Origin of the sequence: Janthinobacterium sp. EB271-G4-7A, from assembly GCF_020858075.1 — a bacterium.
Classification (GTDB): Bacteria; Pseudomonadota; Gammaproteobacteria; order Burkholderiales; family Burkholderiaceae_D; genus Janthinobacterium; species Janthinobacterium lividum.
In genome coordinates this window covers 257,302-283,182 of the sequence record NZ_JACYMI010000004.1, presented here as the reverse complement: position 1 = coordinate 283,182, position 25,881 = coordinate 257,302, and the positions used below count along the sequence as shown (strand labels likewise).

The window sequence follows — 25,881 nt, the reverse complement described above, 5'->3', positions numbered from 1 at the left end:
GGGACTACTCCCACTCCAGCGCGCCGCGTTTCCATTCATAGGCCAGGCCGATGGCCAGTATGCTCAAGAAACCCATGACGGCCCAGAAACCGGGCAAGCCGAGTTCATTCACGTTGGCCGCCCACGGCATCAGGAAGATCACCTCGATATCGAACAGGATGAAGAGAATGGCAACCAGGTAGAAGCGGATGTCGAACTTCATGCGCGCGTCGCCGAACGCTTCAAAGCCGCATTCGTACGGCGACAGTTTTTGCGGATCCGGTTTGTGCGGGCCCAGTGTGCGCCCCAGCAGCATGGGTACGATGCCGACCAGGATGCCGATCAGAATGAACAGGAGGACGGGGAAATAGTTTTCGAGAAGCATGGGGATTCCTCTCAGTGGCTGGACGACAGTTTCATCAGCACGATGCCGCACACGATGAGGACGGCGGCGCATACCCGCATGGCATTGAGCTGCTCGCCCAGAAATACGATGCCGACGATAAAGGCACCGACGGCGCCGATGCCGGTCCAGATCGTATAAGCCGTACCAAGGGGCAGGGTGCGCATGGCGAGCGACAGCAAGCCGAAGCTGGCGATCATCATGACGATGGTGACAACGGAGGGGGTGAGTTTGGTGAAACCCTCGGAGAGTTTCATTGAGTATGCCCACACGACTTCAAACATGCCGGCAATAAGTAAAAGTATCCAGGCCATGGCGGCTCCTTATACAGAGCGGGCCGTCCCGGTGTGTTCCCATGATGGGGGAGGCCGTCCTCCTGGATGATCGTCCCGCAGGCCACTGGCGTGGTCACGTTGGCGGACGATACGGCAATTGTAGCAAACATTTCACGCTACCGCAGCCCTCTGCTTGCCCACGCTGCGTGTTCCACGTGAAACAGAAATCGTCGTTGACTTGCCCCTGCTGAGTAAAAATTAAGCAAAAAATGCGCTGCGCAAGGTTGCGCTTGCAAAAAGACTCTATAATCGGAGCTCTCATCCCGCATTTTTACTTGCACTGTTACCTATTTATCATGTTATTTCCTACAGAATTCGACGTCATCGTTGTCGGTGGTGGTCACGCCGGTACCGAGGCGGCCCTCGCTTCCGCCCGCATGGGGCAGAAGACGCTATTGCTCACGCATAATATTGAGACACTGGGCCAGATGTCGTGCAACCCTTCCATCGGTGGCATCGGCAAGGGCCACCTGGTCAAGGAAGTCGATGCCATGGGCGGCGCGATGGCGATTGCCACCGACGAGTCCGGCATCCAGTTCCGCATCCTGAACTCCTCGAAAGGCCCGGCAGTCCGCGCCACGCGCGCCCAGGCCGACCGTATTTTGTACAAGGCGGCCATCCGCACGCGCCTGGAAAACCAGACTAACCTGTGGCTGTTCCAGCAAGCCGTCGATGATCTGATCGTCGAAGGCGACCGCGTGGTCGGCGCCGTGACGCAGATCGGCTTGAAGTTTCGCGCGCGCGCCGTGGTGCTGACGGCTGGCACTTTCCTCGACGGCAAGATCCACGTGGGCTTGAATAACTACTCGGCTGGCCGCGCCGGCGACCCGCCCGCCATCTCGCTGTCGGCCCGCCTGAAAGAGCTGAAACTGCCGCAGGGCCGCCTGAAAACGGGTACGCCGCCGCGCATCGATGGCCGCACGATCGACTTTTCCGTGATGCAAGAACAGCCGGGCGATCTCGATCCCGTGCCCGTGTTTTCCGTGATGGGCAACACGTCCATGCATCCGCGCCAGGTACCGTGCTGGGTCACGCACACGAATAGCCAGACGCACGACATCATCCGCGCCGGCCTGGACCGCAGCCCCATGTACACGGGCGTGATCGAGGGCGTGGGCCCCCGTTATTGCCCCTCGATCGAAGACAAGATCCACCGTTTCTCGGGCAAGGAATCGCACCAGATCTTCCTCGAGCCGGAAGGCTTGACGACGCATGAATTCTATCCGAACGGCATCTCCACCAGCCTGCCGTTCGACGTGCAGATCGCCCTCGTGCAATCGATGAAGGGCATGGAAAATGCACACATCCTGCGCCCCGGCTACGCCATCGAATACGATTATTTCGACCCGCGCGGCTTGAAGGCCTCGCTGGAAACGAAGGCCGTCGCCGGCCTGTTCTTCGCCGGCCAGATCAACGGCACCACCGGCTACGAGGAAGCGGCCGCGCAAGGCATGCTGGCGGGCCTGAATGCGGCCTTGCTGACGCAGGACAAGGAAGCCTGGGTACCGGGCCGCTCGGAGGCCTATCTGGGCGTGCTGGTCGACGATCTGATCACCCAGGGCGTGCAGGAACCGTACCGCATGTTTACCAGCCGCGCCGAGTACCGCCTGAGCCTGCGCGAAGACAATGCCGACATGCGCCTGACGGAAATCGGCCGCGCCCTGGGCTGCGTGGGCGACGCCCAATGGCAAGCCTTCGAGACCAAGCGCGAAGCGGTGGCGCTGGAGCTCGAGCGTCTGCGTTCCACGTGGGTCAACCCGCGCATCCTGGCGGCCGCCGAATCGGAACGCATCGTTGGCCAGGCTATCGAACGCGAGTATTCGCTGGCGGACTTGCTGCGCCGCCCGAACGTGGCCTACGACACCCTGATGAGCATGACGGGCATGGAAGGCCAGGCCCTGGCGGGCCCTGGCGTGGAAGATCCCGCCGTGCGCGAGCAGGTGGAAATCCAGCTCAAATATGCGGGCTACATCGAGCGCCAGAGCAAGGAAATCGAGCGCCACGAACACTATGAAAACCTGGCCTTGCCGGAAGGTTTCAATTACCTGGATATCGGCGCGCTGTCCGTCGAAGTGCGGCAAAAACTCGACAAGCAGCGCCCTGAAACCCTGGGCCAGGCATCGCGCATTTCCGGCGTGACGCCGGCGGCGATTTCGCTGCTGCTGGTGCACCTGAAAAAGCGCGGTTTTGGTGCCGCGCAGACCACCACTTTAAAGGACGAGGTTGTTGAATGAAGCAGTTTGACCGGGCCGCACTGGCCCAGATTTTGAATGAAGGCATCGCCGCGCTGGGGCTCGACTTGAGCGCGGATCAGACGGAAAAATTGCTCGATTACCTGGCCTTGCTGGCCAAATGGAACAGCGTGTACAACCTGACGTCGGTGCGCGATCCCATGCAGATGCTGACCCTGCACGTGCTCGATTCGCTGGCCGCGGTGCCGGCGTTCGCGGATGCAAAGAATGTGCTCGACGTGGGCGCCGGCGGCGGCTTGCCGGGCATGGTCCTGGCCATCGCGCGCCCCGATGTGAAGGTGTCGATGATCGACACGGTGCATAAGAAGACGGCATTCTTGACGCAAGTGAAAGCGGAACTGGGCCTCGCCAACGTCACCGTGTACACGAAACGGGTGGAACAGCTGGAAGTGCAGCAGAAATTCGACGTGATCACCTCGCGCGCCTTTGCCGACCTGTCCGACTTCGTCAACTGGTCGAACCATGTGCTGGCCGAGGGCGGGCAATTCATCGCCTTGAAAGGGGTGGCACCGCCAGACGAGCGCGAGCGACTGCCAGCGGAATGGCAAGTAACCGAGCTACGCGCAATCGCGGTGCCAGGGCTAAATGCAGAGCGTCATCTGGTCTTTATAGCAAGAATTTAAACGCCAGAAAATTAAACGATATAAATCATATAAATGGTTTATACGGTATAAATAATATAAACCGTATAAACGATTTATATCGTATAAATGAAATAAGCAGTATAAATCGTTTCGGCCAGATGCCGGGGCGCACGATGAAGTTTGCATCTCTTTACAACTAGAAGATACATGGCCAAAATTTTTTGTGTAGCAAATCAAAAGGGTGGTGTTGGTAAAACCACAACAAGCGTCAACCTCTCCGCCGGTCTGGCCAAGTTGAACCAGCGCGTGCTGCTGGTCGACCTCGACCCGCAGGGCAATGCGACCATGGGCGCCGGCATCAACAAGGCCGGCCTGAAGGCATCGACGTATGAAGTCATGCTGGGCGAGTCCGATGTCAAGACGGCACGCCAGCGTTCGGAAGCGGGGCGCTTCGATGTCTTGCCGTCGAACCGCGAGCTGGCCGGCGCGGAAGTGGAGATGGTCGAACTGGACAACCGCGAACGCCGCCTGAAGGATGCGCTGGCCGAAGTGGACGGCGAGTACGACTTCATATTAGTAGATTGCCCACCGGCATTATCGATGCTGACCCTGAACGGCCTGTGCGCCGCGCATGGCGTGATCATCCCGATGCAGTGCGAGTACTACGCGCTGGAAGGCTTGTCCGACCTGGTCAACACCATCAAGAAGGTGCATGCGAACCTGAACCCGGACTTGAAGATCATTGGGCTCTTGCGCGTGATGTTCGATCCACGCATGACATTATCGCAACAAGTGTCGGCGCAGCTGGAACAGCACTTCGGCGACAAGGTGTTCAATACCATCATCCCGCGCAATGTCCGCCTGGCCGAAGCGCCATCGTACGGCTTGCCCGGCGTGACCTTCGACCCCAGCTCGAAAGGTGCCCAGGCGTATATCGCCTTCGGCGCGGAGATGGTCGAACGCATCAAACATATGTAAACAAGGGGCGAGCGTCTGCACGATTCGATGTAAGCGCTTACTCTGAAAACACGATTAGGACAGCATGGCTACGAAAAAATTAAAAGGACTGGGTCGCGGACTCGACGCTCTGTTGGGCGGCGGGGGCGGCGACTTTGCCAGTCCGGACACGCATCAACCGTCGAACTTGCCCGTGTCGCAAATGCAAGCCGGCAAATACCAGCCGCGCACGCGCATGGACGAGGGGGCCTTGAATGAACTGGCCGCCTCGATCAAGGCGCAAGGGCTGATGCAGCCTATCCTGGTGCGCCCGATCGGGCAGGATACCTTGAGCGGCTTGATCAAATATGAAATCATCGCTGGCGAACGCCGTTTCCGCGCCTCGCAACTGGCCGGCCTGACGGAAGTGCCGGTGCTGGTGCGCGACGTGGACGACCTGGCCGCCGCGGCCATGGCGCTGATCGAGAACATCCAGCGCGAAGACTTGAATCCCCTGGAAGAAGCGCAGGGCATCCACCGCCTGATCGCCGACTTCAGTTTTACGCATGAGCAAGCGGCCACTGCGCTGGGACGCTCGCGCAGCGCCGTGTCGAACCTGTTGCGTTTGATGAACCTGGCCGCTCCCGTGCAGACCATGCTGATGGCTGGCGATATCGACATGGGCCATGCGCGCGCGCTGCTGGCCGTCGATGCGGCCAGCCAGATCACCCTGGCCAACCAGGTCGTGGCCAAGCGCCTGTCGGTGCGCGAAACGGAAAAGCTCGTGACGCGCTCAGTCGAGGAAGCGGCCAACCCGGTCGAGCCGCGGCAAAAGGAAAAGTCCGGCGACATCGCGCGCCTGGAAGAAGAGTTGTCCGATGCGCTGGCCACGCCTGTGGTATTCAAGATGGGCAACAAGGGCCGTGGCCAATTGGTGATTGATTTTGCCGATCTTGACGTGCTCGATGGTTTGTTGACCCGCTTGCGTGGTTAAATAGCAAGCTGCAAAGACAGGGATCATGCGGGTGTGGACAATCCGGCCATGCTTTCCAGATGCACCACGTGATTCCTTGATAACACGGCTGGAAGCGGCCAGACAAGCGACTTTGCCATATAGTGGTGCAAATGGCGGCGAATAGTCGGTAAAGCGTCAGTTTCACGCAGCAATTGCCCTGCTGCGGTGCAGCAACGTTTGACTCTATAGATCAAAGCCAACTATAATCCCGTGTCTTTGCGTGTGTAGATTTTTCTGGGAACCTGGCAATTGAGTGATTCACAACAAAGTATTGCCAAACCAGTCTACAAAGTAGTTGCATTGCAGCTAGCAATCGCTATCAGCTTTGCCACGGTCACCCTGTTTTTCGGTGGCAGTGTCAGAGGCTGGTCCGCCGCATACGGCGGCGCTATCGCAGTCATCGGTAGCCTGGTGTATGCCCTGCTGGTGGTTCGCGGTTCTAGCGACGCCAACAAGGCATTCCGGGCGCATTTGCGCGCAGAAGTGGTGAAAATATTTATCACAGCGGTGCTGTTTATATTGGCACTGGTGTTGTTTCAGTCGGCCGCCTGGTTATGGCTGATCTTGGGTTTCGCGGTGGCAACCTTAGCATACTGGTTTTCATTGCTCGCTGTTTAATCATTGGTTTTGGGGCCTGTTGTGCTCTGAAACGACAAATCTAAATTCATTATGACCACAGAACACGCTATTGAAGCGGGCCATGCTGCCCCGGCCAACGCCACAGAATACATCAGTCACCATCTGGCCCACCTGAGAAGTGCCGACGGCATGATCAATCTGGATACGTTCTGGATTTCGGCCATTCTGGGCTTTGTTTTCCTGGCTGTTTTCTATATGGCGTCGCGCCGCGCGACGGCTGGTGTCCCTGGCAAGTTGCAAAACTTCGTCGAAATGGTCATGGAAATCGTCAATGACACTATTAATGGGGCCTTCCACGCGAAAAGCAAGGTCATCGCGCCGCTGGCCATCACTATTTTTGTGTGGGTCTGGTTGCTCAACGCGATGGACTTCCTGCCGGTTGACCTGTTGCCGAAGATTCTGAGCTGGTTTGGCGTGCATAAACTGCGCGCCGTGCCGACCGCCGACGTCAACCACACCTTCGCCATGTCGCTGTCGGTCGTGCTGTGCGTGATCGCCTTCTCGATCAAGGCCAAGGGCCTGGGCGGCTGGATCAAGGAACTGTTCACGGCACCGTTCCATGCGAGCGGCCTGATCGGCACGATCGCCCTGGCACCTGTCAATTTCCTGCTGCAAATGGTTGAGCTGGTTGCAAAACTGATCTCCCTGTCGCTGCGACTGTTCGGCAATATGTACGCCGGCGAACTGATTTTCATCTTGATCGCGTTGTTGCCTTGGTGGGCACAGTGGGCGTTGGGTGGTCCATGGGCAATTTTCCATATCTTGATTGTAACTTTGCAAGCTTTTGTGTTTATGGCGTTGACGGTTGTGTATCTGAGCCTTGCGGTTGAGAAACATTAATCATTAACTTTATATTTTGTTTTTTTAGTATCTTTCGTTTTTAAATTTAGGAGAATTTTATGCAAGCTCTGATCGCACAAGTACAAAGCATGACCGTTCTGGCAGCAGCAATCATCATCGGCCTGGCCGCAATCGGCACCGCTCTGGGCTTCGCTATCTTGGGTGGCAAATTCCTGGAAGCTTCGGCACGTCAACCAGAACTGATGCCACAACTGCAAACCAAACTGTTCGTTATCGCTGGTCTGCTGGATGCTATCTCGATGATCGGCGTTGGTGTTGCTCTGCTGTACACGTTCGCTAACCCGTTCCTGTCCGCTCTGACGGCTGTTGCTCAGTAATTCGCTCCAACCCTAGGAGAAACTTTTAGTTAGGAGCAAAGGTATGGACATCAATATGTCGCTCATCGGCCAGATGATCACCTTCGCGGTGTTGGTCTGGTTCTCGATGAAGTTCGTATTTCCAGCGCTGAACAATGCGCTGGATGAGCGTGCCAAACGAATCGCGGATGGATTGGCTGCGGCCGATCAAGGTCAAGCTTCGATGGCTGTCGCTGAAAAGCGTGCGCAAGAGGCATTGAACAGTGCACGTGAAGAAGCGTCGCAACGCGTTGCGGACGCTGAAAAGCGCGCGCAGCTGGTTGCTGAAGAGATCAAGCAAAATGCACAAGCTGAAGCTGCGCGTATCATTGCGCAAGCCCAGTCGGACGCCGAACAGCAACTGTCGAAAGCACGCGAACAATTGCGCGCTCAGGTGGCTGACCTGGCTGTCAAGGGTGCCGAGCAGATCTTGAAGCGTGAAGTTAACGCTACGGCTCACGCCGAAATGTTGCAGCGTCTTGCTGTCGAGCTGTAATCATGGCAGAACTCGCAACCGTCGCCCGTCCCTACGCGGAAGCTTTGTTCCGCGTAGCCCAAGCTGGTAAGGAGTCAAGCAACCTCGCGGCGTGGTCCGAGCTAGTGTCCGAACTGGCACAGATCGGTAGCCACCCCGAGGTACAGGCGTACGCGCGCAATCCGAAAGTTTCGGAAAGCGACGTCGCCGCCACCATCCTGTCGTTGTTGAAATCGCCGCTCAATGAGGAAGTGAAAAACTTCGTCACGATGTTGATCGAAAATGGCCGCATCAGCCTGCTGCCGGAAATCGGCGCGCAATTCCATACGTTGAAAAACGGTCTGGAAGGTGCGGCTGACGCCGAGATCACGAGCGCTTTCGATCTGAGCGAAGGCCAAACGGCCGAGCTGGTCGCAACGCTGGAAAAGAAATTCAGTCGTAAGCTCAACCCTGCCGTCACAGTGGATGCATCGCTGCTCGGCGGCGTGCGCGTGGTCGTTGGCGACCAAGTGCTCGATACCTCGGTGCGCGCCAAGCTGCAGCAACTGCACGCTGCACTGGTGTCGTAAGACACGCGCTTCGGCAGGCCAGCTTAGACAGACCCTTACCCCTCGCGCAAGCTGAGAGAAACACTTTTAGGAGTTAGTATGCAACTCAACCCATCTGAAATCAGCGAGTTGATCAAGAGCCGGATCCAAGGTCTTGACGGCGGCGCTGAAGTGCGTAATCAAGGCACGGTTATTTCCGTCGCCGACGGTATCTGCCGCATCCACGGTTTGTCGGACGTGATGCAAGGCGAGATGCTGGAATTCCCAGGCAATACGTTTGGCCTGGCAATGAATCTGGAACGCGACTCCGTCGGTTCCGTGATTCTGGGTGCCTACGAGCACATCTCCGAAGGCGACACGGTGAAATGCACCGGCCGCATTCTGGAAGTGCCAGTCGGTCCTGAGCTGCTCGGCCGCGTTGTCAACGCGCTGGGTCAGCCAATCGACGGCAAAGGCGCCATCGAGACGAAACTGACGGCCGCGATTGAAAAAATCGCTCCGGGCGTGATCGCCCGCGAGTCCGTTTCGCAACCAATGCAAACCGGCCTGAAGTCGATCGATGCGATGGTTCCAGTTGGCCGCGGCCAGCGCGAACTGATCATCGGCGACCGTCAAACCGGCAAGTCGGCTGTGGCGATTGATGCGATCATCAATCAAAAAGGCCAGGGCATGAAATGTATCTACGTCGCGATTGGCCAAAAAGCCTCGTCGATCAAGAACATCGTGCGCTCGCTGGAACAGCACGGCGCGATGGAATATACCATCGTTGTCGCCGCTTCCGCTTCGGAATCGGCCGCCATGCAATACATCTCGCCGTACTCCGGTTGCGCCATGGGCGAATACTTCCGTGACCGCGGTGAAGATGCACTGATCGTCTACGATGATCTGTCCAAACAAGCTGTTGCATACCGTCAAATCTCGCTGCTGCTGCGCCGTCCACCAGGTCGCGAAGCGTACCCAGGCGACGTGTTCTACCTGCACAGCCGCTTGCTGGAACGCGCAGCACGCGTGAACGCCGACTACGTCGAGAAGTTCACCGACGGCGCCGTCAAAGGCAAGACCGGTTCCCTGACGGCATTGCCGATCATTGAAACGCAAGCTGGCGACGTGTCCGCATTCGTTCCAACCAACGTGATTTCGATTACCGACGGTCAGATCTTCCTGGAAACCTCGTTGTTCAACGCCGGTATCCGTCCTGCCATTAACGCCGGTATTTCCGTATCGCGCGTCGGTGGCGCCGCCCAGACCAAGGTCATCAAAAACCTGTCCGGCGGTATCCGTACCGACTTGGCGCAGTACCGTGAACTGGCTGCGTTTGCGCAGTTCGCTTCGGACCTGGATGAATCGACCCGCAAGCAGCTGGACCGCGGCGCGCGCGTAACGGAATTGCTCAAGCAAGCCCAATACTCGCCACTGTCGATCTCGCTGATGGCCGTATCGCTGTTCTCGGTGAACAAAGGCTTCATGGACGACGTGCCAGTCAAGCAAGTGCTGTCGTTCGAAGCTGGTGTCCACGCTTACATGAAGACCAAGCAAGCTGCTCTGCTGGCCAAGATCGAAGAAACCAAGCAACTCGACAAAGACAGCGAAGCAACTCTGTCGGCGGCCATTGCTGATTTCAAGAAATCCGGCGCATATTAAGCGGCCAGGCGGCGCCCACTTCGAGTGAGGCGCCGCCCTACGCGCAGAAGGAGTAAGGACTCATGGCATCAAGCAAAGAGATACGAGGCAAGATCAAGAGCGTAGAGAATACGAAGAAGATCACCAAGGCGATGGAAATGGTCGCCGCGTCCAAAATGCGCAAGGCGCAAGACCGGATGCGGGCCGCTCGTCCCTACAGTGACAAGATTCGGAATATCGCCGCCAATCTGGCGACCGCCAATCCGGAATACACGCACCCGTTCCTGGCAGCTGCCCAGGGTACGCAAGCGAAGGCAGTGGGTTTCATCGTTGTCACGACCGACAAGGGTCTGTGCGGCGGCATGAACACCAACATCCTGCGCCAGGTGACGTCGAAGTCGCGCGAGCTGGAAGCAGCTGGCAACCGGGTTGAAGCAGTTGCCATCGGTAACAAGGGTTTGGGTTTTTTGAATCGCATCGGCGTCAAGATCATTGCGCACGCCATTCAAACCGGCGATACGCCCCACCTGGATAAACTGATCGGACCTGTCAAGGTCATGCTCGAAGAGTTCCAGGCAGGCAAGATCGATGCAGTGTACCTGTGCTACACCAAATTCATCAACACGATGAAACAGGAACCAGTCGTGGAGCAATTGCTGCCCCTGACGGCCGACAAGATGGTCGCCGACAAGGGTGCCCACTCGTGGGATTACATCTACGAGCCGGACGCGCAAAGCGTGATCGACGAATTGCTGGAGCGCTATGTAGAAGCGCTGGTGTACCAGGCAGTCGCGGAGAATCTGGCGTCCGAGCAATCGGCACGGATGGTCGCGATGAAAGCTGCAAGCGACAACGCGGGTAGTGTGATCGGCGAATTGAAGCTGATCTACAACAAGACCCGCCAAGCTGCGATTACCAAAGAACTCTCCGAAATCGTCGCCGGTGCGGCTGCGGTTTAAACGAATTTAACTATATTGAAGGAACGAACATGGCTGATGGCAAAATCGTTCAGTGTATCGGCGCTGTGGTGGACGTTGAGTTTCCCCGCAACGCGATGCCTAAGGTATTTGATGCCTTGAAGATGGCAGGCTCGGAACTGACCCTGGAAGTACAACAGCAGTTGGGCGACGGCATTGTCCGTACCATTGCACTCGGTTCGTCCGATGGCTTGCGTCGCGGCATGATGATTCAAAATACCGGCAAACCTATCATGGTGCCAGTCGGTAAAGCAACCCTGGGTCGCATCATGGACGTGCTGGGCAACCCGATCGACGAATGCGGCCCAGTGTCGCACGAGCAGATCGCGTCGATCCACCGCACCGCTCCTGCATACGACGAACTGTCGCCATCGCAAGAACTGCTGGAAACCGGCATCAAGGTGATCGACCTGGTGTGCCCGTTTGCAAAAGGCGGTAAAGTTGGTCTGTTTGGCGGCGCTGGCGTAGGCAAGACCGTCAACATGATGGAACTGATTAACAACATCGCCAAGGCGCACAGCGGCGTGTCCGTGTTCGCCGGCGTGGGTGAGCGTACCCGTGAAGGTAACGACTTCTACCACGAGATGGCTGACGCGAAAGTGGTCGATCTGGAAAACCCGGAGAACTCCAAAGTCGCGATGGTCTACGGTCAGATGAATGAACCGCCAGGTAACCGTCTGCGCGTCGCGCTGACCGGCCTGACGATCGCTGAATCGTTCCGTGATGAAGGCAAGGACGTTCTGTTCTTCGTCGACAACATCTACCGCTTCACGCTGGCTGGTACCGAAGTCTCGGCACTGCTGGGCCGTATGCCGTCGGCTGTGGGTTACCAACCGACCCTGGCGGAAGAAATGGGCCGTCTGCAAGAGCGTATCACGTCGACCAAGACCGGTTCGATCACCTCGATCCAGGCCGTCTACGTTCCAGCCGATGATTACACCGATCCGTCGCCTGCTACCACGTTTGCTCACTTGGATTCGACCGTTGCGCTGTCGCGTGACATCGCTTCCCTGGGTATCTACCCAGCCGTGGACCCACTGGATTCGACCTCGCGTCAGCTGGATCCGTTGATCGTTGGTCAAGAGCACTATGACACCGCGCGTGCCGTGCAAACGACCCTGCAACGCTACAAGGAATTGCGCGACATTATCGCGATTCTGGGTATGGACGAGCTGGCACCGGAAGACAAACTGCTGGTCGCCCGCGCACGTAAGATGCAGCGTTTCCTGTCGCAGCCTTTCCACGTCGCTGAAGTCTTTACCGGCGCGCCTGGTAAATACGTTTCGCTCAAAGACACGATCAAGGGCTTCAAAATGATCGCTTCGGGCGAACTCGATCACCTGCCGGAACAAGCGTTCTACATGGTCGGCACGATCGAAGAAGCAATCGAAAAAGCCAAGAAACTTAACTAAGTTAAGTCTGGGCCTAACCCCGCCCCTTACACGGCGGGGTTCTTCAACCCGATAGGACACACATGGCACACACAATTCACGTTGACGTGGTTTCCGCTGAAGAACTGATTTTTTCAGGCGAAGCAGAATTCGTCGCGTTGCCGGGTGAACAGGGCGAGCTGGGTATCTACCCACGCCACACGCCTTTGATTACCCGCATCCGTCCGGGCGCGGTCCGCATCAAGGTAGTCGGCCAGGCTGAAGAAGAGTTCGTCTTCGTTGCCGGCGGCCTGCTGGAAGTGCAACCGGATACCGTGACCGTCCTGGCCGATACCGCGATCCGCGGTCACGACCTCGACGAAGCGAAAGCGCTGGAAGCGAAGAAGTTGGCGGAAGAAAATATCCACAACAAGGATTCGGGCATCGACTACGCGCAAGCGCAAGCCGAGCTGGCCAGCGCGATTGCGCAGCTGGCAGCGATCCAGAAGCTGCGCAAGATGTAATCCATCTGCGCCGCACAAGAAAGGCAGCCTGCGGGCTGCCTTTTTTTTCAGCAAAAATTAGCGGCGCTTGTCCTTTCCCCTTTCCAGTCCCGCCTTCAATATCGTCTTCCACTTGGCGCGCGCGGCAATGCGTTCGAGCGGCGTTTCCTCGCTGCGGCGCGCGTCGCGCAGCAGCTTGTGATAATTACGCAGGCGGTCCCCATCGACGGCGCCGCGCACGGCGCAACCGGGCTCGCTGGCATGCTGGCAATCGCGGAACTGGCATGTCGCTGCCAGCGCCGCGATATCGTCGAACGTGGCAGCCAGCGTTTCCGCATCGGCGTCCGCGCGCCAGCTGCGCAAGCCCGGCGTGTCGATGATGCAGGCGCCGCTGGCGCACAGGTGCAGCGAGCGTGCCGTCGTCGTGTGCCGGCCACGGCCGTCGCCATGGCGCACGCCGTTGGTTGCCTGCTGCGCCGCAGCCAGGGTGTTGGTCAGGCTGGACTTGCCCGCGCCCGATGAACCGAGCAGTACCAGGGTCTGGCCGGCGTCCAGCCAGGGGGCCAGGATGGCCACGTCATACGCATGGCGCGTATCGATGGCAAACAGCGGCACGTGGGGCGGCAGGCGCAGTTTGAGCTGCGCCAGCTTGCCCGGCACGTCATCGGCCACGTCGGCCTTGCTTAGCACCACCACGGGGCTGACCTGGGCCGCCAGCACGATGGCCAGATAGCGTTCCAGCCGGCGCGGGTTGAAGTCTTCGTCCAGTCCCATCACCAGCAGGGCCGTATCGACATTGCTGGCGAGCACTTGCCGCCGGCCGTCATTGCCGCGCCGGCCGATCTGCGTGACTGGGGATAAGTGCGCCGTTATCCACAGCATGCCGTAACCGTCGTGTTCGGCGGCGACCCAGTCGCCAACGGCAAGGATGGTGTCCTGCGCCTGCAGCTCGTGCAGCAGGCGCGGCAGGACCTGCGCCCCGTGTTCCAGGATGCCGTCGTGCACGCCGATGCTGTCGCGGTGCACGGCGCTCACGCGCAGCAGCTGCGCGGCGGGGGAAGAGATGTCGAGTTGGGTGGCTGCGCTGGCGATGGCCTGCTGCAGCCCGATAAGGCGTAGTTGCGCAAAATCGAATGTGATCATGGTAGCGTGATTCCAGATTCTGTCGTCCGCGTGCGGACGTGAAGCCTGCGCGTGCAGGCACCGCCAGTCGCCATGACTGGCACGAAAGAAGAGGGAAGTCGGCTACGCGATCACGCGTATGGGGAAGGGCGAGCTAAGGGTGTTAGCGGGGAAAACAGTGAAAACAGTGATCAGGCAGCCGACAGCACGGCAGTATCCGAATGGCGCATGTTGTCTACTCCTGAGGTGTGATGGAAAACGCCAGTGTGCCAGCGGCGCGCGCCGCCGTCAATGGAAGGTGTGGCTCAGCTGCACATGCCGTAGGTCGGATTAGTCCGCAGGGCGTAATCCGACACATTGTTGGCGCGATTGTTGAATTAGCTGCACATGCCGTAAGCGCTGCGCTCGGGGAAATAGCGGTAGGTAAACGTGCGCACCGGGTAGCGTTTGCCGGCGACGAGCATGTCGGGCATGGACAGGTCGAAACGCTGCGGCAGCTGGCGCGGCAGTTGCAGGCGCAGCCGCCACTGGGTTTCCTTGCTGTTGCCGACGGCGGCAAACATGATGGGCAGCTTTTCGATGACGTCGACGATTTCCGCCTTCTGGTTCATGCCGCGCTGGTAGATGGTCAGCACTTTCGCCTCGGCGAACGGCCGCTGTTTCGGTTCTTCCAGCAAAAAGGACAGGCGCGTGAAACTGGCTTGCGTGCCGACGGGTAAAGTAAAAATCAGTGCCAGTTCCGTGCCGCCTTCCTTCAGGGTGACGGGCGGCGTGGCATACACGCTGATACCGCGCGGCAGCTCGAAGCGCGAACCCTCCGTCCACGTCTTGCACTCGGGTGTGGTGGCCTGGTACAGGCTGGGCGCCGTGTAGTCATCGCAGGCGGAAACCAGCAGCAGCAGGGGCAGGGCAAGGAGGGCGGAACGGCGCATGGGAGTCACGGTTGGGGGAATGAGCCGACAGTGTAAGCGATCCCCACGCGATCCACCAGCGACGCTAGGCTTGCCCAGGCGGCGCGCGCCGCACGGATTGCAGCTGGCAGTGCGCCGCCTGCAAGGCATCCTTGATGGCATCGAGCGCCAGTTGCGGCCGGGCCGCGCCGCACATGAAGATATCGACGGCGGCAAAGCTGCATTCCGGCCAGGTGTGGATGGAGATGTGCGATTCAGCCAGCAGCACCACGCCGGTGACGCCCTGGCCTGCGCCAAAGCTGTGGAAATGGCTGTGCAGCACCTGCGCGCCAGCCGTGATGGCAGCGTGGCGCAGCAGGCGCTCGAGCGCGGCGCCGTCGCGCAGGCGTGCCGGCGCGATGCCCGACAAATCGGCCAGCAAGTGGGTGCCCAGTGGCAGATGCGGTGTGGCTGCCATGCTTATTTGTGGCTGCCGCCGCTGGAGCCGCCGCCATAGCTGCCGCCGCCGCTGCCCGTGCGCGAACTCCAGCTGCTGCCGCTGCTGCTGCCGGCCACCTTGAACATGCGCACCCAGTTGGCGGCCGTGACACTGAAGGTCACCATCAGGGCATAGATCACGTATTTACTCATGGGGGATTCTTTGCATTCTTGTCGAGAAAAGCGGCAGGCAGGAACAGCGCCAGGCAGCCCAGCAAACTCCACATCAAGGTGCTGGAGAACGAGACAAACATGGGAATCGCATTCAAGACCAGCACGATGATGATGAAGACCTTGGCGATGCCGCGATGGCTCAGCTGGATATTCTGCACTTTGGCGCCGCCATGGAAGGCGCTGCCGAACCAGGCGGCCATCTGGTCATAGGCGACGGGCACGGAGCGCGACCAGGTCATTTCCTCGCCGGTGAGCTCCGCCGCCAGCTTGGTCTGCCCCTGCTCGAATTCAAACACGCGCGTGCTGTCGCCGACGGCCACCTTCCAGTTGAAGGCGCCCGCCGCATACACGACCTGCGAGCCGTAGTCATACAGTTTGCGGTAGGTGGCGCCATCGAGCGTGCAGGTATCGGCGTCCAGCGACGCCCAGTTGGGCCAGTTCGGCAGCACGTTCGAGCGCGACCAGCCATCGTCCGTCTCCACCAGCCAGAAGAAGCCGGCGCGCGCGTTGTACAGCAGGTATTCGTTCCACTCGCTGCCTTCGTCGTCGGCGCGCCGCATCATGCCGATCACCGTGAAGTCCACATTGCTGATCTTCGCGCTGGCGCCCAGCTCCAGCGTGATGTCGGCGTTGTCGTGCACCTGCTTGCCGATGGCCAGCACCTGCGCTTCCGGGCCGCTGGCGTCGAGCTGCGCATGGCAGGCGGGACACACCAGCTGCGCCGCCGCGCCGGGGACATAGCCGATGCCGCTGCCGCAGCACGGGCAGTCGAGCGCGTCGAGCTTGCCGCGGTACTTGCCGGCGCTCCTGGCGATGGCCTCGTCGTCGCGCAGCAGCTGGCACTGCAAGCCCTCAAGGGTGACGGCAACGCCCTGGTAGACGACGGGTTGCGGGCCATCCGTGTAGTCGAGCGTGACAAAGCTGGCGTAGTTGCGGAAGTCCGCCACCTGGATGCGCCAGCCGGCGCCCACCTTGAACGGCAGTTCTCCCTGGCCGGCGATGCATTTGGCGCTGCGGATCTCGGCCGCCGTGTACGGTTCGCCGCAGATCGTGTAGCGCCTGCCCGGCGCCAGCTCGGCAAAGGCGGGCAGGGCGTCTTGCGTGCTGCGTACGTGCGTCAGCGTGTACAGGCCGGAGGAGTCGCCCAGCCACGCCGTGCTGGCGTCGTCGAACAGCAGATACCACTCGTTCCACGTGCCGGCGCTGTAGCGCTGCTGGATGCGGCCGACGACGGTGAAGTGCACGCCATCGTGCACGCCGGCCGTGCCGACCTGGATCGGCGAATAGTCTTCCAGGACGGCCGACATCTTGCCCACGTCCTTGACGGAATCGGCGTCCTTGAGGATGGTGCTGTGGCAGTATTCGCACACGGCGAGTACGGAAGCGTGCGAGCGGAAGTGGACTTCCGCGCCGCAGCTGGGACAGGAAACAGTTTGCATGCAGTCGCGCTTAGCCGATCAGTTTTTTCAGCAGTTCAGCCTTGGCGCCGTCGTAGTCGGCTGGCGAGATGAGCCCCTTGTCGAGCAAGCCCTTGAGTTTTTCCAGGCGCGCCTCGATCGGTTTTTCCGCGGGGGCCGGTGGCGCCGCAGGCGGTGCGGCCGGGGCAGGTGCCGGCTGCTGTAGCGCTCCGCCCATGCTTTGCGCCATCACCTGGCCGATCGACAGCCCGGCGCCCAGTCCCGCGCCGATGCCGGCCATGCCGCCTTCGTTTTGCGCGGCCAGCGGGATCGCATTGGCCACCTGGAATTTCGTGTAGCCGCTCATCTTGTCGGCGCCCAGGCCGCCCTTCATGCCGGCCGAGATGCGCTCGTCCAGCGCCGCCTGCAATTCCTCGGGCAGGCTGATGCTGGCCACATTGAATTCATCGAGGCCCACGCCATAGCGTGCAAAGGCCTGCGCCAGGCCATCCTTGACCTCTTGCGCCATCAGCGCCTGGTTGGCCGCCATGTCGAGGAAGGGGACATTCGCGCCGCCCAGCGAGCTGGCCATGCTCGACATCAGAATGCCGCGCAATTGATCTTCCACTTCGTCGCGCGTATAGACTTCGCGCGTGCCGCTGATCTCGGTGAAGAAGGTGCGGGCGTCGGCGATGCGGTACGAGTACATGCCGAAGGCGCGCACGCGGATCATGTCGAAATCCTTGTCGCGGATGGTGATCGGCTGCGGCGTGCCCCATTTGCGGCCCGTCTGCACGCGGGTGCTGAAGTAATACACGTCCGACTTGAAGGGCGAATCGAACAGCTTGTCCCAGTTTTTCAGGTTGGTCAGCAACGGCAAGGTCTGCGTCGTCAGCTTGTGCGTGCCGGGACCGAAGACATCGGCGATCTTGCCTTCATTGACGAAGACGGCCACCTGCGATTCGCGCACATTCAGGATGGCGCCGTTCTGGATCTCGAAATCCTGCATGGGAAAACGCCAGGCCAGTACGCCTTCCGTTTCTTCGTTCCACTGCAGTACGTCGATAAACTGCTTCTTGATAAAGCTGCCGAGGCTCATGATGGTGTCCTTGAATGAGGTAAAACGTCAGGAAATGCAGGCGGCGTTGATGGCGCCGATCGACAGGGAAATGGCGGCCAGCAGGCCGCCGAAGGCGCTGTTGTTCGATTCGATCTGGTCTTTCGACATGCGCAGCAGGCGCGTGGTGACCACATAGGCGAGCAATTGCACCACCATGGCGCCAAAGGCCCAGGCGAAGAACTGCTGGTAGTCGGCCGTGTGCATCAGGGACGAGGCGATGGTGGCGGAAAAGCCCAGCATGGCGCCGCCCAGCGACAGGGCCGCCGCCTGGTTGCCCTGGCGGATCAGCAGCACTTCGTTATACGGCGTGACGCGCGTGTAGATGATAAAAAATACAATCAGCAGCCCGGCGGCCAGTAAAAGATGGATCAGATAGTTTAGGATGGCGGGCACGGCATTCCTCACAAATGAGTATTTGATAACGTCAACGCATATTAGAACAAAAAAAGTCCAATGAACAAAAAGATTCTGATTTTGTCCGTCTTCGTGGTCGCTTCCTGCGGCCTCGCGTATGAGCTGATTGCCGGCGCCATGTCCAGCTACCTGCTCGGCGACTCCATCCTGCAGTTTTCCACCATTATTGGCTGTTACCTGTTCGCGATGGGTGTGGGCGCTCACTTTTCCAAGTATGTAAAGGACGACGACGTGCTCTCGCGCTTCGTCGACATCGAACTGGCCGTGGGCTTGATCGGCGGCCTGTCGGCGGCCATCCTGTTCATGACCTTTTCGTGGATGGCCGCGCCATTTCGCACCTTATTGTATGTGATGGTGTTCCTGATCGGCGCACTGGTCGGCATGGAAGTGCCGCTGGTGATGCGCGCCCTGAACACGCGTCAGACGGAATTTTCTGAACTGGTCAGCCGCGTGCTGACATTCGATTACCTGGGCGCGCTGGCCGTGTCCCTGCTGTTCCCGCTGGTGCTGTCGCCGTACCTGGGTCTGGTGCGCACGGGCTTCCTGTTCGGCATGCTGAATGTGGGCGTGGGCCTGTGGAGCATTTATGTATTCCGCGCTGTGCTGAAAAATCTCACAGGACGTTTGCTGCGCGCCTGTGCCGTGATGCTGTTGCTGATCGCCGGCTTTGCCATGTCGGACCGCATGGTGGCCTGGGGCGAACACGGGCTGTTCGGCGACCAGATCGTGTATTCCACCACCACGCCCTACCAGCGCCTGGTGATCACGCGCTGGAAGGACGATACGCGGCTGTACATCAATGGCAACCTGCAGTTTTCCTCGCGCGACGAGTACCGCTACCACGAAGCGCTGGTGCACCCCGTGCTGGAAGCGTTGCCGTGGGCGCGCCGCGTGCTGGTGCTGGGCGGTGGCGATGGCCTGGCCCTGCGCGAAATCCTGCGTTATCCACAGATCGAACACGTCACCGTCGTCGACCTCGACCCTGCCATGACGGCCGCGTTTACCACGCGCCCGGAACTGGCAAAGCTGAATAACAAGTCGTTCTCGGACAAGCGGGTTACCGTCGTCAATGCCGATGCCGCCGTCTGGCTGCGCAACAACGGCGACATGTTCGACGCGGCCATCGTCGATTTCCCCGACCCGTCCAGCTTCGCGCTTGGCAAACTGTACTCGGTGCCGTTCTACGACCTGGTGAAAAAGCACCTGGCGGCCAAGGGCCTGATGGTGGTGCAATCGACGTCGCCATTCTTTGCGCCGCACGCCTACTGGACCATCAATTCGACCCTGCGGGAAGTGGGCATGCGCACCTGGCCCTATCACGCCTACGTGCCCTCGTTCGGCGAATGGGGTTTTATCCTGGCCTCGCCCCAGCTCGACTACAAACCGCCCACCAGCTATCGTCTGCCGATGCGCTACCTGAATGCGGACACCACGCGCGAGATGTTCATCTTCCCGCCCGACATGCAGCCGCTGCCCATGGCGCCGAATCGCTTGAATACCCAGTCGCTCGTGCATGAATTCGAGCAGGACTGGAACCGGGTGATCCGTTGATGCAGCGCCGCTCCTTCATGCTGTGGGCTGCCGGCGGCACGGCAGCGGCAGCCGCTGGCATCGGCAGCATCGCCGCGTATCTGCGCTGGCAGGAAATTACGCCCAAGGTGCTGTATCCGGGCCGCAGCGAGGGGCATTACTTGCGCAAGCTGCTGCGCGAGCGCACGGCGCTGCCGGCGCCTTCGGCAACCGTCACCACGGATGTCGCCATCCTCGGCTCCGGCATCGCCGGCCTGACGGCGGCCTGGCGCTTGAATAAACTGGGGCACAAGGATTTCCTCATGATCGATGGGCCGCAGCCGTATGGCAACGCGGCCGGCGGGCAGTTCGGCGACCTGGCCTATCCGACCGGCGGCCATTACCTGCCGCTGCCTTCGCCCGAATCGACCCATGTGCGCGAGATCCTGTTCGATTTGGGGATCATCCAGCGCGATCCGCAGGCGGAAAAGCCGACTTATGACGAGCGCTACATCCTGCACGCGCCCGAGGAACGCCTGCTGTTCAACGGTCACTGGCAGGATGGCTTCATTCCCACCGAGGGCGTTTCCGCCGAAGAACTGGCGCAGCACGAGCGTTTCTTTGCCGACGTGCGGCGCCTGCGCCAGGCGCATGGCAACGATGGCAAGCGCGTCTTCGTTTTTCCTACCGTGGAGTCGTCGCAAGACCCGGCCTGGCAGGCGCTCGACACCATCACCTTGAAGCAGTGGATGGAGCGCGAAGGCTATACCTCGCCCACCCTGCACTGGTATTTGAATTACTGCTGCCGCGACGACTACGGCACGCGCTACGACCAGGTCTCGGCCTGGGCGGGCCTGCATTACTACTGCAGCCGCTGGGGACAGGCGGCCAATGCCGGCAATGGCGCGTGGCTGACCTGGCCGGGCGGCATGCAACCGGTCGCCACGGCCATGGAGCAGGCCTCAGGTGTCAAACGTCATGCGGGCACGGTGGTTTCCGTGCGGACGACGGAGCAGGGCGTGGAGGCGCTGTGCCTGGAGCTGGTCGACGGCCAGCCGCGCACTTACCTGGTCAAGGCGCGCAAGGCCATCTGCGCCATGCCTTTGTTCGTGGCGGCGCGCGTGGTGAACAACATCGCCGAGTATGGCTTTGACGCGCAGCGCGATACGCCCGCGTATGCGCCGTGGCTGGTGGCGAATTTTTTACTTAAACGCTTTCCCGACGAACTGCCGCATGCGCCGCTATGCTGGGACAACGTGGTGTACCAGGAGCCGGGCCTCGGCTATGTCGTCTCCACGCACCAGGATATCCGCGTGCGCCCGCCCGAGAAAACCGTCTTCAGCGCCTATGTGGCCCTGTCCGACCGCACGCCACAGGAAGCGCGCAAGTGGTTAGATGTGGCCACGCCGGAGCAATTGCTGGCGCTGGCCAGCGTCGATTTGAAGACGGCGTATGGACGCGATTTTGCCAGCTGCGTCGAACGGGTCGACATCACCGTGCGCGGCCACGCCATGGCCGCACCGTTGCCGGGATTTCGCAGCAATGCGGGGCTGAAGGCGCTGCGCGAACACGACGGCGCCATCCTGTTTGCGCATGCCGATCTGTCGGGCTTTTCCGTGTTCGAGGAAGCGGCGTGGTGGGGGGACAGGGCGGCGCGCCTGGCTTCCACATGAGGATATCAATGAAAAAGGCCGGCGCAAGCGCCGGCCAGAGCCCCCTAAGGCTCGAACCGGTCTATTTGTTCTTGTTGATCACGTCGATGAAGACGGCCGCCAGCAGCACCAGGCCCTTGATCACCTGCTGGTAGTCGATGCCGATGCCCATGATGGACATGCCGTTGTTCATCACGCCCATGATGAAGGCGCCGATCACGGCTCCCATCACCTTGCCCACGCCGCCCGAAGCCGAGGCGCCGCCGATGAAGCAGGCGGCGATTACGTCCAGCTCGAAACCCGTGCCGGCCTTTGGCGTTGCCGTGTTCAGGCGCGCCGCGAAGATCAGGCCGGCCAGCGCGGCCAGCATGCCCATGTTGACGAAGGTGTAGAAGCTGACCCGTTCCGTCTTGATGCCGGACAGGCGCGCCGCCTTCTCGTTGCCGCCCACGGCATATACGCGCCGGCCCAGCACGGTGCGGTTGGTAATGAAGGTATAGGCGACGATGAGCAGCGACATCACGGCCAGCACGTTGGGAAAGCCGCGGTACGACGCCAGCAGGTAGCTGAAATACACCATCACGGCGGCGAAGATGGCGTTTTTCAGCAGGAAGAAGGCGCGCGGTTCGTTTTCCATGCCGTGCTTCAGTTGCTTGGCGCGGCTGCGCAGCGAAGTGATAATCAGCGCCGCGGCGGCGATCACGCCCAGCAGCAATGACAGGCCGCGCAGGTTTTCGCCGCCGAACGGGTCGGGCAGGAAGCCCGAACTGAGCATCTGGAAGCCTTCCGGGAAGGGGCCGACCGACTGGCCCGCCAGCAGGGCCAGGGTCAGGCCCTTGAACACCAGCATGCCGGCCAGGGTGACGATGAAGGACGGGATTTTAAAGAAGGCGACAAAATAGCCTTGCGCGCCGCCGATGACGGCGCCGGCCAGCAGGCAGATGATGCTGGCGGTGACAAAGTTCATGTTGTAGTTGACGATCAGGACGGCCGCCAGTGCGCCGACGAAGCCGACCACCGAGCCGACGGACAAATCGATATGGCCGGCCACGATGACCATCAGCATGCCCAGCGCCATGATGACGATGTAGCTGTTTTGCAGCACCAGGTTCGTCAGGTTGAGCGGCTGCATCAGGGTGCCATCGGTCATGTACTGGAAAAAGCCCATGATGACGATCAGGGAAAGCAGCATGCCGTAGTCGCGCATATTGTTCTTCAAAAAGCCGGCATAGCTTTTCGCTTGCGGCGCCGCGGCTGGCGTTGCTGGCGCGCCTGCTGTCAATTTATTGTCCATTGTTTTCTCCGTGTGTAACGATCGCGCGCATGATGCGTTCCTGCGATGCTTCTGCCGCGCTCAGTTCTGCCGCGAAGCGGCCTTCGTTCATGACATAGATCCGGTCGCACATGCCCAGCAATTCCGGCATTTCCGAGGAAATCATGATGATGCATTTGCCTTCGGCGGCCAGCTCGCTGATGATGCTGTAGATCTCGTACTTGGCACCCACGTCGATGCCGCGGCTCGGTTCATCGAGGATCAGGATGTCGGGGCGCGAAAATAGCCATTTCGCCAGCACCACTTTCTGCTGGTTGCCGCCGGACAGGTTGACCACCTTCTGCGCCACGCTCGAGCAACGGGTCTTGAGCTTGCGGCGGAATTCCTCGGCCACGCCGAATTCACGCTGCTCGTCGATCACCATGTGCTTTGAAATCGCGTCCAGGTTGGCCAGGCTGGTGTTCTTCTGGATGTCTTCCTCGAGGATCAGGCCCAGGCCCTTGCGGTCTTCCGTGACATACGCGAGGCCGTGGGCGATCGCCTTGCCGATGGTGCTGACGTCGATTTCCTGGCCATTCTTGAGCACCGTGCCGCTGATGCGCTGGCCGTAGGCGCGGCCGAAAATGCTCATCGCCAGTTCCGTGCGCCCGGAGCCCATCAAGCCGGCGATGCCGATGATCTCGCCCTTTTTGGCATGCATGTTGATGCCCTTGATGACGGGGCGGTCGGCATGCTCGGGATGGAACACGCGCCAGTCGCGCACTTCGAAAATGGTCTCGCCGATGGTGGGCGTGCGCGGCGGATAGCGGTCGGCCATCTCGCGCCCGACCATTTTTTCGATGATGCGGTCTTCGCTGACGGCGTCGATGCGGCAGTCGAAACTGTCGACCGTGTTCCCGTCGCGCAGCACCGTGATGGCATCGGCGACCCGTGAAATTTCATTGAGCTTGTGCGAGATCAGGATCGAGGCGATGCCCTGGGCTTTCAGGCCCAGCAGCAGGTCGAGCAGGGCCGCGCTGTCGCTTTCGTTCAGGCTGGCCGTCGGCTCGTCGAGGATCAGCAGCTTGACGTCCTTGCACAGCGCCTTGGCGATTTCGATCAGCTGCTGCTTGCCCACGCCCAGGTTGGTGATCAGGGTGTCGGGGGACTCTTTCAGGCCCACTTTGTGCAGCAGTTCGCGCGTCTTCGCTTGCGCGTATTCCCAGTCGATGACGCCCATGTGGGCCGGCTCGTTGCCGAGGAAGATATTCTCGGCGATCGACAACTGGGGCACCAGCGCCAGTTCCTGGTGGATGATGATGATGCCGATTTCTTCGCTGTCCTTGATGCCGCGGAAGTGCCGCGTCTGGCCCAGGTAATCGATGTCGCCCGTATAGCTGCCATGGCCGTAGACGCCGCTCAGCACTTTCATCAGTGTGGATTTGCCGGCGCCGTTTTCGCCGACGATGGCGTGGATCTCGCCGCTGCGTACCCGCAGGTTGACATTGTCGAGCGCAACGACGCCCGGGAATGTTTTGCGTATCCCGCGCATTTCCAGGATAGTGTTCGTCATATAACCTCTCTGGCACGGCCGCGCTGGTCGGCATCGGTCGTGCGGCAGTCTTGTTCTTGATCGTGCATGAAGCGAAAGGCCCGGCAGCGCCGGGCCTTCAGTACCTTGGATGCTTATTTCACTTGCGCTTCCGTGTAGTAGCCGCTGCCGGTGACGAGCACCTGCTTCCAGTTCGCCTTGTCGACGGTGACGGGTTTGAGCAGATAGGACGGCACGACTTTCACGCCGTTGTTATAGGTCTTGGTATCGTTGACGGTCGGCGTTTTGCCGCTCATCATCGCGTCGACCATGTTCGCCGTCACCTTGGCCAGTTCGCGCGTGTCCTTGAACACGGTCGATGCCTGTTCGCCGCGGATGATCGATTTCACCGACGGGATTTCCGCATCCTGGCCAGTCACGACGGGGAAGGGCTGTTTCGGCGTGCCATAGCCGACGCCCTTGAGCGAGGACAGGATGCCGATGCTCAAGCCGTCATACGGCGACAGCACCGCGTCGACACGCGCATTGCCGTAGTAGGCGCTGAGCAGGTTGTCCATGCGCGCCTGCGCCACGGCGCCATCCCAGCGCAGGGTGGCGACCTTTTCCATGCCCATCTGCTTCGAGCGCACCACCAGCTTGCCGCTGTCGATGTACGGTTTCAGCACCGACAGCGCGCCGTTGTAGAAGAAGTGCGCGTTGTTGTCGTCGGCCGAGCCGCCGAACAATTCGATATTGAACGGGCCCTTGCCTTCCTTGAGTTTCAGCGCCGATTCGATATAGCCTGCTTGCAGCACGCCGACCTGGAAGTTGTCGAAGGTGGCGTAGTAATCGATATTTTTCGTACCGCGGATCAAACGGTCATACGAGATGACCTTGATGCCCTTGTCGGCCGCCTTTTGCAGCACGTTCGACAGGGTGGTGCCGTCGATGGCGGCGATCACCAGCACCTTGGCGCCCTTGGTGATCATGTTTTCCACCTGCGCCAGCTGGTTCGGGATATCGTCGTCGGCAAACTGCAAGTCCGTCTTGTAGCCGCGCTCCTTGAATACCTTGACCATGTTGTCGCCATCGGCGATCCAGCGCATGGACGACTTGGTTGGCATCGAGATGCCGATCGCGCCCTTGTCGGCGGCGCTTGCCACGGGCATTACCGCCATGCCGGAGATGGCCAGCGCCAGGCTCGCGGTCAGCATTTTCATTGTTGTTTTCATTTCAGGTCTCCACCGTCTTCGATAGTTGAATGTGCCAGGGCCGTCGTCCAGTGGGCGGGCTCCGTGCGGATGGCCGATTGCAGGCCACGGCTGATACTAGTTTGTCCATCCATCCCTCACCAATCACTTTTTTCGCATTGGCGATATCCAAAACGGTATCGATAAGCCAATTGATGCAATGCGCCATTGCGCGCCTTCCCGCCTGCTGGCAGGGCGGAAACGGGGGCCGGTCGGCAGCTTTTTTTGGTGCACTGCAAT

Annotated in this window: 27 protein-coding genes; 15 read left to right on the top strand and 12 right to left on the bottom strand. The window is 60.1% G+C overall.

Annotation, left to right across the window (positions count from 1 at the left end; translation table 11 throughout):
• Positions 1–4: 4 nt before the first annotated feature.
• Together IGS58_RS24200 and sugE are read right to left on the bottom strand one after the other, a co-directional pair.
• Positions 5–364 carry an NADH-quinone oxidoreductase subunit A gene (locus IGS58_RS24200; RefSeq protein WP_034783844.1) on the bottom strand — a complete coding sequence of 120 codons (360 nt, stop codon included), beginning with the start codon at positions 362–364 and terminating at the stop codon, positions 5–7.
• A gap of 11 nt (positions 365–375) precedes the next feature.
• Complete coding sequence (sugE, locus tag IGS58_RS24195) at positions 376–696, bottom strand: quaternary ammonium compound efflux SMR transporter SugE (RefSeq protein WP_070257828.1); 321 nt, start codon at positions 694–696, stop codon at positions 376–378.
• Between the two features lie 317 nt (positions 697–1,013).
• On the opposite strand from sugE, the gene mnmG reads away from it, so the two are divergent.
• The 13 genes from mnmG to IGS58_RS24130 all read left to right on the top strand — a co-directional run bounded on the left by mnmG (position 1,014) and on the right by IGS58_RS24130 (position 12,853).
• Positions 1,014–2,951: a tRNA uridine-5-carboxymethylaminomethyl(34) synthesis enzyme MnmG gene (gene mnmG, locus IGS58_RS24190; RefSeq protein ID WP_230522891.1), complete on the top strand. Its 1,938-nt coding sequence runs from the start codon at positions 1,014–1,016 to the stop codon at positions 2,949–2,951.
• A complete protein-coding gene (gene rsmG, locus IGS58_RS24185; RefSeq protein ID WP_070257826.1) occupies positions 2,948–3,592 on the top strand; it encodes a 16S rRNA (guanine(527)-N(7))-methyltransferase RsmG in 645 nt (214 codons plus the stop codon). Before mnmG ends, rsmG begins: the two co-directional genes overlap by 4 nt.
• Positions 3,593–3,760: 168 nt before the next feature.
• Positions 3,761–4,531, top strand: coding sequence for a ParA family protein (locus tag IGS58_RS24180; RefSeq protein WP_034752687.1), 771 nt, complete (start codon positions 3,761–3,763; stop codon positions 4,529–4,531).
• Between the two features lie 64 nt (positions 4,532–4,595).
• Entirely contained in the window at positions 4,596–5,483 is an 888-nt protein-coding gene (locus IGS58_RS24175; RefSeq protein WP_034783839.1) for a ParB/RepB/Spo0J family partition protein, read from the top strand.
• 270 nt (positions 5,484–5,753) lie between these two features.
• Positions 5,754–6,122, top strand: coding sequence for an ATP synthase subunit I (locus tag IGS58_RS24170; protein WP_034752692.1), 369 nt, complete (start codon positions 5,754–5,756; stop codon positions 6,120–6,122).
• 51 nt (positions 6,123–6,173) lie between these two features.
• Positions 6,174–6,983 carry a F0F1 ATP synthase subunit A gene (gene atpB, locus IGS58_RS24165; protein ID WP_046681851.1) on the top strand — a complete coding sequence of 270 codons (810 nt, stop codon included), beginning with the start codon at positions 6,174–6,176 and terminating at the stop codon, positions 6,981–6,983.
• Between the two features lie 59 nt (positions 6,984–7,042).
• Positions 7,043–7,321 (top strand): F0F1 ATP synthase subunit C, encoded by a 279-nt coding sequence (atpE, locus tag IGS58_RS24160; protein ID WP_034752695.1) that lies wholly within the window; start codon positions 7,043–7,045, stop codon positions 7,319–7,321.
• A 43-nt stretch (positions 7,322–7,364) separates the two neighbouring features.
• On the top strand, positions 7,365–7,835 hold the full coding sequence (locus IGS58_RS24155; RefSeq protein ID WP_034752697.1) for a F0F1 ATP synthase subunit B: 471 nt from the start codon (positions 7,365–7,367) through the stop codon (positions 7,833–7,835).
• 2 nt (positions 7,836–7,837) lie between these two features.
• Positions 7,838–8,383 (top strand): F0F1 ATP synthase subunit delta, encoded by a 546-nt coding sequence (locus IGS58_RS24150; protein WP_230522890.1) that lies wholly within the window; start codon positions 7,838–7,840, stop codon positions 8,381–8,383.
• A gap of 78 nt (positions 8,384–8,461) precedes the next feature.
• Positions 8,462–10,003, top strand: coding sequence for a F0F1 ATP synthase subunit alpha (atpA, locus tag IGS58_RS24145; RefSeq protein ID WP_034752701.1), 1,542 nt, complete (start codon positions 8,462–8,464; stop codon positions 10,001–10,003).
• 62 nt (positions 10,004–10,065) lie between these two features.
• Entirely contained in the window at positions 10,066–10,941 is an 876-nt protein-coding gene (gene atpG / locus IGS58_RS24140) for a F0F1 ATP synthase subunit gamma (RefSeq protein ID WP_034783836.1), read from the top strand.
• A gap of 29 nt (positions 10,942–10,970) precedes the next feature.
• A complete protein-coding gene (gene atpD, locus IGS58_RS24135) occupies positions 10,971–12,371 on the top strand; it encodes a F0F1 ATP synthase subunit beta (protein ID WP_034752705.1) in 1,401 nt (466 codons plus the stop codon).
• 62 nt (positions 12,372–12,433) lie between these two features.
• Positions 12,434–12,853, top strand: coding sequence for a F0F1 ATP synthase subunit epsilon (locus IGS58_RS24130; protein WP_034752707.1), 420 nt, complete (start codon positions 12,434–12,436; stop codon positions 12,851–12,853).
• A gap of 57 nt (positions 12,854–12,910) precedes the next feature.
• Here the strand turns inward: IGS58_RS24130 and rsgA are convergent, their stop codons facing one another.
• From rsgA to IGS58_RS24095, 7 genes are all read right to left on the bottom strand, one after another.
• A complete protein-coding gene (gene rsgA / locus IGS58_RS24125) occupies positions 12,911–13,975 on the bottom strand; it encodes a ribosome small subunit-dependent GTPase A (RefSeq protein ID WP_230522889.1) in 1,065 nt (354 codons plus the stop codon).
• 356 nt (positions 13,976–14,331) lie between these two features.
• Positions 14,332–14,886: a hypothetical protein gene (locus tag IGS58_RS24120; RefSeq protein ID WP_230522888.1), complete on the bottom strand. Its 555-nt coding sequence runs from the start codon at positions 14,884–14,886 to the stop codon at positions 14,332–14,334.
• Between the two features lie 64 nt (positions 14,887–14,950).
• Positions 14,951–15,322: an adenosylmethionine decarboxylase gene (gene speD / locus IGS58_RS24115; RefSeq protein WP_230522887.1), complete on the bottom strand. Its 372-nt coding sequence runs from the start codon at positions 15,320–15,322 to the stop codon at positions 14,951–14,953.
• A 2-nt stretch (positions 15,323–15,324) separates the two neighbouring features.
• Entirely contained in the window at positions 15,325–15,495 is a 171-nt protein-coding gene (locus IGS58_RS24110; protein ID WP_157814714.1) for a hypothetical protein, read from the bottom strand.
• Positions 15,492–16,955, bottom strand: a complete 1,464-nt coding sequence (locus tag IGS58_RS24105) for a DUF4178 domain-containing protein (RefSeq protein ID WP_230522886.1) — start codon at positions 16,953–16,955, stop codon at positions 15,492–15,494. Before IGS58_RS24105 ends, IGS58_RS24110 begins: the two co-directional genes overlap by 4 nt.
• A gap of 10 nt (positions 16,956–16,965) precedes the next feature.
• On the bottom strand, positions 16,966–18,012 hold the full coding sequence (locus IGS58_RS24100) for an SPFH domain-containing protein (RefSeq protein ID WP_230522885.1): 1,047 nt from the start codon (positions 18,010–18,012) through the stop codon (positions 16,966–16,968).
• Between the two features lie 27 nt (positions 18,013–18,039).
• Positions 18,040–18,426, bottom strand: a complete 387-nt coding sequence (locus IGS58_RS24095; RefSeq protein ID WP_034783828.1) for a DUF350 domain-containing protein — start codon at positions 18,424–18,426, stop codon at positions 18,040–18,042.
• 60 nt (positions 18,427–18,486) lie between these two features.
• Between IGS58_RS24095 and IGS58_RS24090 the strand changes: the two genes are divergently transcribed.
• Positions 18,487–19,998, top strand: coding sequence for a polyamine aminopropyltransferase (locus tag IGS58_RS24090; RefSeq protein ID WP_230522884.1), 1,512 nt, complete (start codon positions 18,487–18,489; stop codon positions 19,996–19,998).
• Complete coding sequence (locus IGS58_RS24085; protein WP_230522883.1) at positions 19,998–21,629, top strand: NAD(P)/FAD-dependent oxidoreductase; 1,632 nt, start codon at positions 19,998–20,000, stop codon at positions 21,627–21,629. Before IGS58_RS24090 ends, IGS58_RS24085 begins: the two co-directional genes overlap by 1 nt.
• A gap of 61 nt (positions 21,630–21,690) precedes the next feature.
• Here the strand turns inward: IGS58_RS24085 and mmsB are convergent, their stop codons facing one another.
• The 3 genes from mmsB to chvE all read right to left on the bottom strand — a co-directional run bounded on the left by mmsB (position 21,691) and on the right by chvE (position 25,569).
• The gene (gene mmsB / locus IGS58_RS24080; RefSeq protein WP_230522882.1) at positions 21,691–22,902 is read right to left on the bottom strand and encodes a multiple monosaccharide ABC transporter permease; all 1,212 of its coding nucleotides are present in this window, start codon (positions 22,900–22,902) and stop codon (positions 21,691–21,693) included.
• Complete coding sequence (mmsA, locus tag IGS58_RS24075; protein WP_070258325.1) at positions 22,892–24,433, bottom strand: multiple monosaccharide ABC transporter ATP-binding protein; 1,542 nt, start codon at positions 24,431–24,433, stop codon at positions 22,892–22,894. The genes mmsB and mmsA overlap by 11 nt, the downstream gene beginning before the upstream one ends.
• 113 nt (positions 24,434–24,546) lie before the next feature.
• A complete protein-coding gene (gene chvE, locus IGS58_RS24070) occupies positions 24,547–25,569 on the bottom strand; it encodes a multiple monosaccharide ABC transporter substrate-binding protein (protein ID WP_223278970.1) in 1,023 nt (340 codons plus the stop codon).
• Between the last annotated feature and the right edge of the window lie 312 nt (positions 25,570–25,881).

Coding starts and splice junctions, on each gene's coding strand:
- IGS58_RS24200 (WP_034783844.1), bottom strand. CDS start 364: ATGCTTCTCGAAAACTATTTCCCCGTCCTCCTGTTCATTCTGATCGGC.
- sugE (WP_070257828.1), bottom strand. CDS start 696: ATGGCCTGGATACTTTTACTTATTGCCGGCATGTTTGAAGTCGTGTGG.
- mnmG (WP_230522891.1), top strand. CDS start 1,014: ATGTTATTTCCTACAGAATTCGACGTCATCGTTGTCGGTGGTGGTCAC.
- rsmG (WP_070257826.1), top strand. CDS start 2,948: ATGAAGCAGTTTGACCGGGCCGCACTGGCCCAGATTTTGAATGAAGGC.
- IGS58_RS24180 (WP_034752687.1), top strand. CDS start 3,761: ATGGCCAAAATTTTTTGTGTAGCAAATCAAAAGGGTGGTGTTGGTAAA.
- IGS58_RS24175 (WP_034783839.1), top strand. CDS start 4,596: ATGGCTACGAAAAAATTAAAAGGACTGGGTCGCGGACTCGACGCTCTG.
- atpB (WP_046681851.1), top strand. CDS start 6,174: ATGACCACAGAACACGCTATTGAAGCGGGCCATGCTGCCCCGGCCAAC.
- atpE (WP_034752695.1), top strand. CDS start 7,043: ATGCAAGCTCTGATCGCACAAGTACAAAGCATGACCGTTCTGGCAGCA.
- IGS58_RS24155 (WP_034752697.1), top strand. CDS start 7,365: ATGGACATCAATATGTCGCTCATCGGCCAGATGATCACCTTCGCGGTG.
- IGS58_RS24150 (WP_230522890.1), top strand. CDS start 7,838: ATGGCAGAACTCGCAACCGTCGCCCGTCCCTACGCGGAAGCTTTGTTC.
- atpA (WP_034752701.1), top strand. CDS start 8,462: ATGCAACTCAACCCATCTGAAATCAGCGAGTTGATCAAGAGCCGGATC.
- atpG (WP_034783836.1), top strand. CDS start 10,066: ATGGCATCAAGCAAAGAGATACGAGGCAAGATCAAGAGCGTAGAGAAT.
- atpD (WP_034752705.1), top strand. CDS start 10,971: ATGGCTGATGGCAAAATCGTTCAGTGTATCGGCGCTGTGGTGGACGTT.
- IGS58_RS24130 (WP_034752707.1), top strand. CDS start 12,434: ATGGCACACACAATTCACGTTGACGTGGTTTCCGCTGAAGAACTGATT.
- rsgA (WP_230522889.1), bottom strand. CDS start 13,975: ATGATCACATTCGATTTTGCGCAACTACGCCTTATCGGGCTGCAGCAG.
- IGS58_RS24120 (WP_230522888.1), bottom strand. CDS start 14,886: ATGCGCCGTTCCGCCCTCCTTGCCCTGCCCCTGCTGCTGCTGGTTTCC.
- speD (WP_230522887.1), bottom strand. CDS start 15,322: ATGGCAGCCACACCGCATCTGCCACTGGGCACCCACTTGCTGGCCGAT.
- IGS58_RS24110 (WP_157814714.1), bottom strand. CDS start 15,495: ATGAGTAAATACGTGATCTATGCCCTGATGGTGACCTTCAGTGTCACG.
- IGS58_RS24105 (WP_230522886.1), bottom strand. CDS start 16,955: ATGCAAACTGTTTCCTGTCCCAGCTGCGGCGCGGAAGTCCACTTCCGC.
- IGS58_RS24100 (WP_230522885.1), bottom strand. CDS start 18,012: ATGAGCCTCGGCAGCTTTATCAAGAAGCAGTTTATCGACGTACTGCAG.
- IGS58_RS24090 (WP_230522884.1), top strand. CDS start 18,487: ATGAACAAAAAGATTCTGATTTTGTCCGTCTTCGTGGTCGCTTCCTGC.
- IGS58_RS24085 (WP_230522883.1), top strand. CDS start 19,998: ATGCAGCGCCGCTCCTTCATGCTGTGGGCTGCCGGCGGCACGGCAGCG.
- mmsB (WP_230522882.1), bottom strand. CDS start 22,902: ATGGACAATAAATTGACAGCAGGCGCGCCAGCAACGCCAGCCGCGGCG.
- mmsA (WP_070258325.1), bottom strand. CDS start 24,433: ATGACGAACACTATCCTGGAAATGCGCGGGATACGCAAAACATTCCCG.
- chvE (WP_223278970.1), bottom strand. CDS start 25,569: ATGGCGGTAATGCCCGTGGCAAGCGCCGCCGACAAGGGCGCGATCGGC.